Annotated in this window: 15 protein-coding genes; 5 read left to right on the top strand and 10 right to left on the bottom strand. The window is 38.3% G+C overall.

The annotated features are described in order from the left end of the window. Positions 1 to 9: 9 nt before the first annotated feature. The 3 genes from IEO70_RS20320 to IEO70_RS04430 form a co-directional block, all read right to left on the bottom strand. Positions 10 to 699 carry a sensor histidine kinase gene (locus tag IEO70_RS20320; protein WP_328820867.1) on the bottom strand — a complete coding sequence of 230 codons (690 nt, stop codon included), beginning with the start codon at positions 697 to 699 and terminating at the stop codon, positions 10 to 12. 252 nt (positions 700 to 951) lie between these two features. Beyond that, positions 952 to 1,629, bottom strand: coding sequence for a response regulator transcription factor (locus tag IEO70_RS04435; protein ID WP_190997153.1), 678 nt, complete (start codon positions 1,627 to 1,629; stop codon positions 952 to 954). A 227-nt stretch (positions 1,630 to 1,856) separates the two neighbouring features. After that, entirely contained in the window at positions 1,857 to 2,180 is a 324-nt protein-coding gene (locus tag IEO70_RS04430) for a DUF4190 domain-containing protein (RefSeq protein ID WP_190997152.1), read from the bottom strand. Between the two features lie 143 nt (positions 2,181 to 2,323). On the opposite strand from IEO70_RS04430, the gene IEO70_RS04425 reads away from it, so the two are divergent. Continuing rightward, the gene (locus tag IEO70_RS04425; protein ID WP_190997151.1) at positions 2,324 to 2,923 is read left to right on the top strand and encodes a 5' nucleotidase, NT5C type; all 600 of its coding nucleotides are present in this window, start codon (positions 2,324 to 2,326) and stop codon (positions 2,921 to 2,923) included. Positions 2,924 to 3,232: 309 nt separating this feature from the next. Here the strand turns inward: IEO70_RS04425 and IEO70_RS04420 are convergent, their stop codons facing one another. From IEO70_RS04420 to IEO70_RS04410, 3 genes are read right to left on the bottom strand one after another with little or no spacing between them, the layout of a single operon-like run. After that, entirely contained in the window at positions 3,233 to 3,643 is a 411-nt protein-coding gene (locus IEO70_RS04420; RefSeq protein WP_190997150.1) for a Fur family transcriptional regulator, read from the bottom strand. A 24-nt stretch (positions 3,644 to 3,667) separates the two neighbouring features. Continuing rightward, entirely contained in the window at positions 3,668 to 4,501 is an 834-nt protein-coding gene (locus tag IEO70_RS04415; protein ID WP_190997149.1) for a metal ABC transporter permease, read from the bottom strand. 50 nt (positions 4,502 to 4,551) lie between these two features. After that, the gene (locus IEO70_RS04410) at positions 4,552 to 5,295 is read right to left on the bottom strand and encodes a metal ABC transporter ATP-binding protein (protein ID WP_190997148.1); all 744 of its coding nucleotides are present in this window, start codon (positions 5,293 to 5,295) and stop codon (positions 4,552 to 4,554) included. Between the two features lie 198 nt (positions 5,296 to 5,493). On the opposite strand from IEO70_RS04410, the gene IEO70_RS04405 reads away from it, so the two are divergent. Beyond that, the gene (locus tag IEO70_RS04405) at positions 5,494 to 5,751 is read left to right on the top strand and encodes a DUF2624 family protein (protein WP_190997147.1); all 258 of its coding nucleotides are present in this window, start codon (positions 5,494 to 5,496) and stop codon (positions 5,749 to 5,751) included. 330 nt (positions 5,752 to 6,081) lie between these two features. Here the strand turns inward: IEO70_RS04405 and IEO70_RS04400 are convergent, their stop codons facing one another. Next, the gene (locus tag IEO70_RS04400; protein ID WP_190997146.1) at positions 6,082 to 6,975 is read right to left on the bottom strand and encodes a deoxyribonuclease IV; all 894 of its coding nucleotides are present in this window, start codon (positions 6,973 to 6,975) and stop codon (positions 6,082 to 6,084) included. A 33-nt stretch (positions 6,976 to 7,008) separates the two neighbouring features. Continuing rightward, positions 7,009 to 8,325: a DEAD/DEAH box helicase gene (locus IEO70_RS04395; protein ID WP_190997145.1), complete on the bottom strand. Its 1,317-nt coding sequence runs from the start codon at positions 8,323 to 8,325 to the stop codon at positions 7,009 to 7,011. 208 nt (positions 8,326 to 8,533) lie between these two features. Between IEO70_RS04395 and vrrA the strand changes: the two genes are divergently transcribed. After that, positions 8,534 to 9,289, top strand: coding sequence for a VrrA/YqfQ family protein (gene vrrA, locus IEO70_RS04390; RefSeq protein ID WP_190997144.1), 756 nt, complete (start codon positions 8,534 to 8,536; stop codon positions 9,287 to 9,289). Positions 9,290 to 9,361: 72 nt separating this feature from the next. Then, entirely contained in the window at positions 9,362 to 10,312 is a 951-nt protein-coding gene (locus IEO70_RS04385) for a 4-hydroxy-3-methylbut-2-enyl diphosphate reductase (protein WP_190997143.1), read from the top strand. 231 nt (positions 10,313 to 10,543) lie between these two features. Here IEO70_RS04385 and galE read toward each other — a convergent pair whose 3' ends face one another. Further along, complete coding sequence (gene galE, locus IEO70_RS04380; protein ID WP_190997142.1) at positions 10,544 to 11,521, bottom strand: UDP-glucose 4-epimerase GalE; 978 nt, start codon at positions 11,519 to 11,521, stop codon at positions 10,544 to 10,546. A gap of 115 nt (positions 11,522 to 11,636) precedes the next feature. Continuing rightward, positions 11,637 to 11,858, bottom strand: coding sequence for a sugar transferase (locus IEO70_RS20160; protein ID WP_190997141.1), 222 nt, complete (start codon positions 11,856 to 11,858; stop codon positions 11,637 to 11,639). Positions 11,859 to 12,212: 354 nt separating this feature from the next. Between IEO70_RS20160 and IEO70_RS04370 the strand changes: the two genes are divergently transcribed. Beyond that, on the top strand, positions 12,213 to 12,389 hold the full coding sequence (locus IEO70_RS04370) for a hypothetical protein (RefSeq protein ID WP_190997140.1): 177 nt from the start codon (positions 12,213 to 12,215) through the stop codon (positions 12,387 to 12,389). The last annotated feature ends 16 nt before the right edge of the window (positions 12,390 to 12,405 follow it).

Genomic DNA, 12,405 nt, shown 5'->3' with positions numbered 1-12,405 from the left:
AAGACCTTGTTACTCTCGTTTATATGATTGTAATAATATAGTAACAATCGTTGAATCTTTTGTACTTCTGGCATATACTTGTCCATTGTATACATTGACTATCTCTTTCACAATCCATAGTCCTAAGCCCGAACCACTTACTTGTTTTTTCGTATTTCTAATACGATAATATTTCTCGAATATTTTTTCCTGATCCTCTAATGAAATAGTCGGCCCTCTATTTTCAACCGCAAGTTCAATTTCATGACGCGTGTTGCTGCTGATTCGAATAATGATAGGAGTACCACAGTCTGCAAACTTAACTGCATTACCGATGAGGTTTTGCATAACTAATCTGAATAGAGCAGGTTCCATTTTTATGTAGTTATTAAACCCTTTTTGGATTTCTAAAACAAATCCTCTATCCGGATATGTATCTTCAAAATAATCCAAAATTTTTTCTATGTTTTCGATTGGACACATTTCTCTATTTAAAACTTCTGTTTGGTCTTTTAGTAAATGTATATTTGATAAATCGCGTAATCCATCCAGCAAAGAATTAATTGTATATGCATGATGAATTATAATATCCATTAGTTCTGCACAATTCTCATCCATGTCTTTTTGCAGTTCAGCGACATTGATAATATTGTTCAATGGATTTTTAATTTCATGCGCAGCTTCCTCTGAAAAGGTTTTAAACGTGGATTTTGCTTTTATGATCTCACCTTTTTGGATATTGATTTTATCGATTAGCGAAGTAATACTTTCATCTTTTATACTGGAGTATTCAACTCTGTCTCAATAATATCGACAGTAAGAAAACAACTCTTACTTTTTTTCCTGTTTTAGTATGATCATTTAAAAATGATTTGTTTCCGAGGGCCAGTATCTTATCCTTTACTCTCATAACCAGCCCCTCAATTTGTTTTAATTTTTAAATTTATAATATGAAAATGTTGAGTGGAGGACTTAAGGTGCAATTTCATAGCCAAAGCCCCGATGCGTTATTATTATATCGTCCACTAACTCTTTTCTGATTCGATTGATAGTTGAATTAATGACATCATCGCTGACATAATATTCTCCCATCCATACGTGTTCGGATAATTCCTTCTTACTGATAACTCTTCCCTTATTTTTTATCAAATAAGCTAAACAAGCCATCGGTTTTGGGCTTAAGCGAATACAATAATCTTTAGTATGAATAATATTTCTTTCTATATCTAATTTATAGCCTTTGTAAACCAGCGGTTGGATTTCACCGGTCCCGGAACTTTTAATGTTATACAGTATATTTTTAACTTGCAGAGCCAATACTTTAAAGCTTATAGGCTTCGTAAGATAAGCTACAGCTCCTTCATTTAATCCTCTAAGGTGAGCATCTTCACTGCTGGCAGATGTTACAAAAATAAAAGGAATATTCGCCTTGCTGCGTCTCCTGATCATGGATGCAGCCTCTACACCATCGATATCTGATTCGTGCATTACAACATCCAATATTAACAGATCATATTGGTTGTTATCACAGGCTTCAATTGCCTCCAATGGATCTGATACACAATCTACTGTATAGCCTTCAATTTCCAGTCTGCGTTTCAAAGTAACAGAAGCAATTTTATCATCATCTAAAACTAAAATCCGAGCCATAATAATAAATTTTCCCCTTTTTTACTATGATTTTCTTACTATATGAATCTTCTTGAAGAAGCAAAACTCATAACCGATAAGCTAAATTGTTTATTTCCATTACTGATAATATCATCTAAAAAGCCAATTCTGCTTTTTATAGTTTTTTCACTAAAGATTAATAATTCTAAACATTACAAACGGTAATATAGGCTGTCTCATACAAGTGAGGCAGCCTCTTTAACACCTCAAAAAAGCGGTATTATGAAAATGGCAAGGATAATCGATAACGCACTTATACCAATTGCCCAGGCTCCAATGGCGATTTCTCCAATTCGCTGAGCAAAGAAACCTATTATAATGGCGACCACAGCACAAACAAATGGTGCTATAAAAAATGATAATAAACTTAAAAACAGTGCCACAAAGCCAGCCAATTTAGACAAGTTCCCGGTTTCCCGGTTATTTGCTTGATCTGTATCCCTTCTATAAGGAGAACAAATCATTTCTGCCGCAATCTCCTCATGATAAATATTTGCTCTGGCATGCCTCTTGTTTTTGCGATACCTCACACTATAGTCCTCACTTTCATATTAAGGTGCCAGGTTATTTTCTCCAATTATATTTGTCTTTACTCATCATCAAACTCTAACAGTGTCAACTTGACGGAATTGTTTTACAATGGTATTAAATAAATTTATTTAAGGGGAGTAAAATGAGTAAAAAACGATTTGGTATTGATATTGACGGAACAATTACCAGACCTGATACAATTCTGCCTTATATAAATAAAGATTTTAAAACCGAACTAAAGCTCGAAGATATTAAAGAGTACAATATCAGAAAATTCGTTGGAGTTGATGAACAAACGATGTATCAATGGTTTCGCTCTAACGAAGAGAACATATACAAAAATTCGCCTTTAAAGGATGATTCAAAGCAAATACTTAATACATGGGCTGAGCATTTTGCTGAGCTGTTTTACATCAGTGCCAGAAATGCCTCATTAATGACTATTACAGAGGAATGGTTTATTCATCATCAATTAACGTACAACCATCTTGAACTTATCGGCTCTCATGACAAAATCGAATCGATCAAAAAACACAAGATTGAACTTTTTTTTGAAGATAAAGATGATAACGCGGTTCAAATTCTCGAGGAATGTAACATACCTGTCGTTTTATTTAATACACCCTACAACCAAGGCGTTACTCCTAATGGCATCATTAGGGTCAATAACTGGACTGAAGCTGATGAATGGGTACGAAGATGGCTAAATAGAAAAAACGGCACCGGTCCTTTTTCATCATGAATATGCTACTTAGATTTACCTCGATGAAAAAGGAGACATGCAGGAGGACTAAGATGACTCCCCCAAGGAACCGTTTTTTTGTTTCTTGGGGGAGTCACATGTAATGAACATCAGCTAAAACCATCACGTCCGCATGTCTTCGCCGATGTGACCTACATCCTGTAGGGCTCCGAGCATGGCAGGTGCAAGGTTAGACATCTATCGTTGTTCAGAAATATCAACTTTCTTACCTTTTAAAAAACGGCACGCAACAATAAAAAAGCGCCTGTCAGAAAACTGTTTCACAGCTTTACTGACAGGCGCTTCTCATTATTGACATTGCGGGCAGCGTCCATAAATTTCGAACTTATGGCCGGAAATATCATATTCTTTTAAGTCTTCATTCAGCGTGCTCATCGGACACGTTTTAATTTCCTTTGTCTTCCCACAGTCCAAGCAAATAAAATGATGGTGATGATGATTATGACTGCAAGTAAAACGAAAATGTTTTTCACCCGATAACTCTGTCATTTCCAGAATCCCCAGATTTACAAACAGCGATAAATTTCGGTAGATTGTATCGAAACTTAGGCCAGGATAATTCACTTTCATATTTTCAAGCACATCTTTAGCTGTCAAATACTTGTTATGATCAGAAAAAAGCTGAAGCATTTCTTCGCGTTTCCCTGTAAATTTATATCCCTTTTCCTTTAAAAGCAATAATGCTTCATCCACTCTCATAAAGGTTCACTCCTATGACAAGTTTTAAGCACGACGAAACTTCTTGATTAAAATAGAGCCGATCAAAATAAGAATAGCGAGCATTACAATTGTTCCGCCCGGCGCCAAGTCTAAATGATAGGCTAGTATAAGTCCGCCGACAACAGAAATTTCTCCAAATATGACCGAATAGACAATCAGCTGTTTAAACCCTTTCGCTAATCGAAGACCTGCCGCAACAGGCAATGTCATTAGTGACGAAACAAGCAAAATACCGACTATACGCATAGAAGCGGCAATCACAAGCGCCACTAACACAATAAAAATAAAATGGATATATTTTGCCGGAATGCCCGATGCCTTTGCATGGTCTTCATCAAATGACAGTAAAAATAATTCCTTAAATAAGATATAAACAATTGCTATAACAATAATCGCTACACCAGCAATCGTCCATAAATCCTGCCTAGAAACAGCGCTGACACTGCCGAATAAATAATTAAATAAATCTGTATTAAACCCATCTGCCAAAGAAATGAAAATAACACTAAGCCCCATCCCGGCAGATAAAATAATCGGAATAGCAAGCTCCTGATAATGCTTATATACACTTCTCAGCTTTTCAATTATAAGTGAGCCGCCGACCGAGAATGCCATTCCCATATAAAGCGGGTTCATCGCACCGGCAACAAGAAATTTTTTCTCAATAAACAAACTGAATGCGATACCGCCAAGCGTTACATGGCTTAGCGCATCTGCTATTAATGATTGTCTTCGCACCACAACAAAAACACCCAACAATGGTGCGATGACGCCAATGATCATCCCTGTAAAAAAAGCATTTTGCAGGAATTCATATTTAAGTATACCTGATATCATCGGAAGCCTCCCGATTCATTTTTCTAAATTCATTGTTGTGATAAATTAAATTATCTTTTCCTTGGACTATTATCATAGAAGCATGATAATTCCACATCGCTTAACTGCTGATATTCATGGGAGTTTCCATGAAAGTGAAGATGTTTATTCAGGCAAGCAACCTGCGTCACTTCATCGCTGACAGCTTCTATATCATGTGTCACAAGTATGATTGTAATGCCAAGGTCTTTATTTAAATGCTCCACGATTTTATAAAACTGCGTTTCGTTTGCCGCATCGACGCCGACTGTCGGTTCATCCAAAATCAGCAGTTGCGGATCGCTGACAAGCGCTCTGGCAATGAATACGCGCTGTTGCTGACCACCGGAAAGTTCACCAATGTTACGATCGGCAAAATCAAGCATATCGACTGATTTCAAGGCACTCATCACTTGCTCGCGATGCTGCTTTTTCGCAAAGTGGAAAAGACCGATTTTCTTTGTCAATCCGCTCATGACAACCTCAAAAACAGTTGCCGGGAACCCGCTGTTAAACGAGTTTGCTTTTTGCGAAACATAACCGATTTGGTCCCAATCTTTAAACTCCTGAATTGGCTGTCCGAACAGCTCGATTGAACCTGTTTGGACTTTTAATAACCCGAGCATTAATTTAATTAAGGTCGATTTACCAGAACCGTTTGGCCCGATAATCGCCAAAAAAGAGCCTTTAGGAATATTAATATTTATATGTTCAAGCACTGCTTCCTTTTCATATCGATAAGAAAGGTCCTTGATATTAATGACTGTTTCATTCAATATAATCACCTATTTTAAGAATCATTACGATTTACTTGTTGTAGTATACTCTCTTCCAAGCAAAAAGTAAAGAAAACTCGGTTAAGAACCTCTCAGTATACATTGCAGACCAACGATACATATTTTATAGGAAAACAAAGCACTTTTTTGGTCACTAATCCAAGTTCTCTTCATATGTTAATGAAGAGGAGGGATAACGTGAAATTTTTGGAAAACCTTGTGAATATGAAACTGAACAACATCAGACGAGGAGAATTGCTGCAGTTGGCTAAGCAAAACGGTATTGCCCTCTCAACAGCTGAGGCAGACCAAATCGCCATGGAACTGAACGGAAAAAACTATAACCTATTCAATGACAGCCATCGAAATATGATCTTAAATAAAATATCCGGGATTGTTGGCAATGAACGTGCCAAACAAATTGAATACGTTTTCCTGAAACTGACGGGAAGATAATAAGAAAAACCGTCACCGATCCTTTTTCATCATGAATATGCTACTTAGATTCACCTCGATGAAAAAGGAGCCATGCGGGAGGACTAAGAAGAATCACACAAGAAACCCGCCTTTGGTTTCTTGGGGGAGGCTGCTTAGGACCGAGCATGGCAGGTGTAAGGTTAGACAGCTAACCGAGTTCATAATTTTATACTTTCTTAAGAAATAAGAAAAACCGTCACCAATCCTTTTTCATCATGAATATGTTACTTAGATTCATCTCGATGAAAAAGGAGCAAACAAAAGAGAGGATATGCTCGTCAATATGAGCGTATCCTCTTTGTCGTTTAATCAGGAATTAGCAATGATTGTTTGCAAGTCTTCCTGGAACACACCTTTTTTCAACATATCGATTTCATACTTATAAGGTGCCTTTTTATTGTTTTTATCTTCACCGACAAACGGCGTTTCCAAGATTTTTGGAATGTCCATCAATTGCGGGTGATGAACAATTTTATGAATCGCATCAAAACCGATGTGACCAAAGCCGATATTTTCATGACGGTCTTTTCCGGCTCCACGTACATTTTTGCTGTCATTAATGTGCAGCACTTTTAAGCGATTGATACCGATAATTTTATCGAATTCATTCAATACACCATCGAAGTCTTCAACAATATTATAGCCTGCGTCATGCGTATGACATGTATCAAAACATACTGATAAACGGTCATTATGCGTAACACCATCGATGATCATCGCCAGCTCCTCGAAGCTGCGTCCGCATTCAGTCCCTTTACCCGCCATCGTTTCTAGCGCGATTTGCAGTTGCTCTTTGCCCGTCAGTACTTCATTTAGGCCTTCAATAATCTTTTTGATGCCTTCCTCAGCGCCAGCGCCGACATGAGCGCCTGGATGAAGCACAATTTGCTTTGCTCCAATCGCTTCTGTACGCTGAATCTCAGATGTTAAAAACTCAACACCTAATTGAAATGTTTCCGGCTTCAGCGAGTTCCCGATATTAATAATGTATGGAGCGTGAACGACAATGTCATGCATACCGTGCTCTTCCATATGTTTTTTGCCGGCTTCAATGTTTAAATCCTCGATTGGTTTTCTACGCGTATTTTGCGGCGCACCAGTATAAATCATAAACGTATTGGCACCGTAGGATAAAGCTTCCTCACTGGCTGCCAATAACATCTTCTTCCCGCTCATAGATACGTGTGAACCGATTTTTAGCATTGTTCCACTCCCTTTAATCCGTCAATATTCATCTTACTTCTTTTTTCTTGTTTCGATTTTACGTTGGCGTTTTTTATATTTATCCAATTCCCATTGCTGTTTCTTCTTATAGCCAGGCTTAACCTTCGTTGGTTTCTTCACGATTTGCTTCGCTCTGACATCAAGCTCTTCTTTTGTTTTCTTGCGTTTTTTACGCTTATTGCGGTCGTCTGTCTCTTCCCATTCACCATTAACAAGATCTTTATTGATGAAAGTCAAGCCCATTTTTTCAAGTTTATTTAACGCATCGTCATCCGGCAAATCATAAATTGTAGCTGCAATACCTGAATAACCAGCACGAGCTGTACGACCTGTTCTATGAATATAGAAGTCCAAATCTGTCGGCAATTCATAGTTAATGACATGGCTGACACCTTCAATATCAATACCTCGGGCTGCTAAGTCTGTCGCAACAACATATTGGAATTCCAGATCATTGATTTGCTTCATCATTTTGCGGCGTTCACGCGGACTTAAGTTTCCGTGTAATCTTCCAACTCGCAAGCCCTTATTCATCAAATCATCCGCAACGATATCAGCTGTTTGTTTTGTATTTGTGAAAATTAAAGCCAAATATGGGTTGTACGATGTTACAACATCATATAACAATTGCGCTTTATTGCGGTGGCGAAGTGGAATAAGAATGTGCTCGATTTTTCGAGCTGTAATTTGCTTCGGATCAACTTGGAAATAACGCGGGTTTTCCATGTACTTCTGTAAGAATGGTTTCAGCTTCTCCGGAATCGTTGCTGAGAAGACAAGCATTTGAAACTTCTCACTCATACGTGCGGCAATATAATCAACATCTTGAATGAAGCCCATATCAAGCATTAAATCTGCTTCATCGACTACTAAAGTAGATGCCGTATACACCTGCAGTGCTTTCGCATCCATTAAGTCTTTAATTCTTCCTGGTGTTCCAATTATAAGTTGTGGTTGCTGTTTTAGCTTATCAATCGTTCTTTGTTTATCGGTTCCCCCAATATAGCAGCGAACAGTAAGTGGCGACTCTTCCGGGAAATGTTCCGCAATTTTCAGCGCCTCTTGGTAAATTTGGTTCGCTAGTTCACGAGTAGGAGCTGTAATGATTGCTTGCACTTCTTCTTTTTGCGGATCGATCTTGTTCATAATCGGTAGCAAGAACGCATGCGTCTTTCCCGTACCCGTTTGCGATTGCCCAATAATACTTGTGCCTTTTAATGTCGCTGGAATAACTCGTTCCTGAATATCAGTAGGTTTCTCAAAGCCGCGTTCTTCAATGGCTTTTAAAATATATGGATGAAAGGAAAACCTTTCGAATTGGTTTGTCATAGCGTAATACTCCTTATATAATCTGCATTTTTCAACAATTACTGCTTGTACTATCTTACCCTTAAAGCTATATTAACTCAACAATTCCAACTACATTATGAAAATTCTTTTTTTGATTAAGCGGAAATATTCCCAAACCTTCCAAAAATGCATACGCTATATTAGAACATAATATGGTCAAAATTATTCAGAGGGAGGAATATTCACCATGAACAGAATGTATAACCAGATGCCCCGCAATCAATTTATGCCGAATCAATATCCCGTTCAGCAGCCAATGACCTATAACATGAACTATTATCCAAACAATACGCAACAAATGCCGCCTCCTTACCCTCTTCAGCAGCAATATCAGCCTGGCGGGAATTATAGACAATATCCGAACCGACCACCTTCCCAATCGTATATGATGCCTCCAAGGCAAGGATTTAACGAGCCTCCGGAGCAGGAGAAGAAAGGATTTCTTTCCAAGCTGTTCAGAAATTCAAACAAGCAGCCGCCTCCACCTGCACCAACTGCCCAATCGCTCTTTTCGCTGCCTTCTGACAATACAAGAGGCGCCGCTTCAGCCGCCACAGCAGCTGCCGAAAGCGGAGGAATTCTGCAAAGCATCGTTAATCCGGCTAACCTTACTAATATGTTAAACAATACCCAAAAAGTTTTGCAAGCAGCTGAATCGTTTGGCCCGCTCGTTCAACAATACGGTCCAATGGTCAAAAACATCCCTTCAGTGTGGAAAGTTATTCAAGGACTAGGCAGCAAAGAAGATGAACAGCAAAAATCGGAGAATAGAGAACACACTGCTGTTGCCTCTCCATTAAAAAGCGAGCAGGCACCGATACCTGAACAAAAGCCAATCACTCAACACCAACCGCATATTAAGCCGCCTTCTCCGATACAAGGACAAAATCGATCTTCCCGTCGCTATGCACCAGGTGAGTCAATTCCGCGGTTATTCGTTTAGTTGTACTTTGTAAAGTCATCAAACGTTATATATAATAGAAGTATTATGATGATTTTTTGCAGGAGGTTCTAAATGAAAGTTATAAAAATATCTCCGCGGGGCTATTGCTACGGAGTTGTAGACGCTATGATTATTGCGCGAAATGCCGCTTTAGATAAAACATTACCAAGACCAATTTATATATTAGGAATGCTCGTTCATAATAACCATGTCACAGAAGCATTCGAGGAAGATGGTATTATTACGTTAGACGGAAAAAACCGATTAGAGATTATTAATCAAGTAGAAACCGGAACAGTAATTTTCACCGCTCATGGGGTTTCACCTGAAATCAGAAAGCTTGCCGAAGAAAAAGGACTTGTCACAATCGACGCAACATGCCCGGACGTAACTGTAACGCATGACCTGATTCGCGAGAAAAAAGCGCAAGGTTATCATGTCGTTTATATCGGTAAAAAAGGGCATCCCGAACCGGAGGGCGCAATCGGTGTCGCACCGGATATTGTTCATCTTGTTGAAAACTTGCAGGATGTCGAAGACTTACACATCGAATCAGATAGAATCATCGTCACAAACCAAACAACGATGAGCCAATGGGACGTGCAAGAAATTATGGAACGCGTTCAAGAGAAATATCCGCAAACTGAGATTCATAAAGAAATTTGCAATGCAACACAAACGAGACAAGAGGCGGTAGCGGAGCAAGCAGGAGCTGCTGATTTGTTGATTGTTGTCGGAGATCCGCGCAGCAATAACAGTAACCGTTTAGCACAAGTATCCGAAGAAATTGCCGGTACTAAAGCTTACCGTGTCGCAGATGTTTCAGAAATTGACCCTGAATGGTTAAAAGGTATTGAGACCGTAGCCGTTACAGCTGGTGCTTCCACCCCAACGCCAATTACGAGAGAGGTCATTGCTTATTTAGAGAAATTTGATGTAAATGATCCCGCTACTTGGAAAGGCGAACGTCAAGTTCCGTTGAATAAAATTTTGCCTAAAGTGAAGAAGAGTGTAGAGGCGTAAGAAAACCGTCACTGGTCCTTTTTTATTTCCGTTTTGTCTCCTTTTTATTCAATGAAAAAGGAGACATGGGCAGGAGTAATGAACATCGGCTAAAGACGTCACGTCCTGTGACAACGCCGATGTGACCTACATCTTGTAGGCCTCATGGCAGGTTTAAGCTTAGACAGCTCTAATTTTAGAAAAAAGGCGGTCATCTCCAAGCATAACACTTGAAGATGACCGCCTTCACTATTATCTCAATGCTGATTTTTGACTATGCCAATTCCATGCGCTTGAAATAATTGTTTCTAAGTTTCTCTCTGCCTTCCAACCCAGTTCATCTGCAATTTTTTGAGAGGAAGCAACTAGTTGTGCCGGGTCGCCTGCACGTCTTTCACAAAATTCAATCGTAGCCTTACGATCTGTAATTCGCTCACACATATCAATCACTTCTTTTACCGTATAGCCAGTACCGTTCCCTAAGTTATATGTTGCCTTTTCTTTTTTGCCGGAAAGGAGCGCCTTAAGCGATAAAATATGAGCATTTGCAAGGTCTGTTACATGAATGTAATCTCTGACGCAAGTTCCGTCCTTAGTCTCATAATCTGTACCAAATACAGAGATTTTTTCTCTTTCGCCTAATAAATGCTGTAAAATAATCGGAATCAAATGAGTTTCAGGATTATGATTTTCACCAATCACCCCTGTTTCATACGCCCCGGCTGCATTAAAGTAACGCAATACAACATAATTCATGCCGTATGCTTTATGATAATCCTCCAAAATTTGCTCAATCATCAATTTAGAACGACCATATGGATTGATTGGATTTGTTCGGCTTTCTTCCGTCAACAAATCTGTGTCCGGAATACCGTAGGTAGCTGCTGTAGAAGAGAAAATGAATTTCTTCACATCATACTCCATCATCACCTTCAGCAAGGTTAATGTCGCTCCAACATTATTTGTGTAGTATTTTTGTGGGTCTACAACCGATTCACCAACTAAACTATTCGCTGCAAAGTGCATTACCGCATTAATTTTGTAAGCAGTAAATAGTTTGTGTAAATCCTCAGCATTTCCTAAATCACCTTCAACAAATACAGCTCTCTCATCGACTGCCTCTCGGTGACCAGTGGATAGGTTATCCAGGACAACAACTTCATATTTCTTTACTAATTCTTTGACTGTGTGGCTGCCGATGTATCCTGCTCCGCCGACTACTAGTATCATATTTACACTCTCCTTTTCCCATCTAAAATAATATCATATTTACATTCTCCTTTTCCCATCTAAAATAATGCCAATCATTATCTTACTTTATATCTACTCTTCTAATTTATAATAATTATAGCTCCTCACCAACAATCATACCTTTTACTGTTTTTAACATAATGATAATATCTAATAAAGTACTTCTATTTTGTATATATGTAAGGTCCATCTCAACCATTTCCTTAAACTCCTCACTAAGCAATAAAATCGCCAATCGTTTCAGGCTTTTTCTAAATCTGTATAACCAATTTTTTCGTAAATTTTTAATTCGCTGTTCTCCTCTTCGGGTACCCATGATTCTAAAAAATGATGAATTGCAAATGTTTTAGAAGTAAGTCTCAATTTGCCTGATTCTCTTTAGTACAAAAATGGGATGCAGGATAAATGACTAGACCATTATTAAGCTCTTGATAGGTATTCTGTAGTTTCACATCATACACTGCTTCTGTAAGTTCAGTAATTACTTCAACATTTGTTGTTAAATCCAAATCACTATTTTCTAGAATAAAAGAGCGATTAAGTTATTTCTTTATAACTCCTACCTATCAAGCATTCAACACAATTATTAGTAAACAAAGCAGAAGATGAAGAAACACTTTATAACAGTAATGAAATACAAACAAATCTGCAGTTGATGAATACATAATATGTGATTCTTGAGAGCCCGCGTATTCTTAACCTTGTGATTGAAGAGTTAGATTTATCAATAACAGCAGCAGAATTGAATGAAATGATCACTGTTGAAAGCAAGGAGAACTCTCAGGTCCTTGATATAACGGTTAAAAATGAAAATGCTGTAACGAAATTAAGTTATTTCAAATATTAAGAAATTATGTATTTTA

It is taken from the genome of Peribacillus faecalis, assembly GCF_014712675.1.
Lineage (GTDB): Bacteria > Bacillota > Bacilli > Bacillales > DSM-1321 > Bacillus_AD > Bacillus_AD faecalis.
The sequence above is the reverse complement of the archived record's forward strand: the minus strand, read 5'-3'. Positions and strand labels throughout refer to the sequence as shown.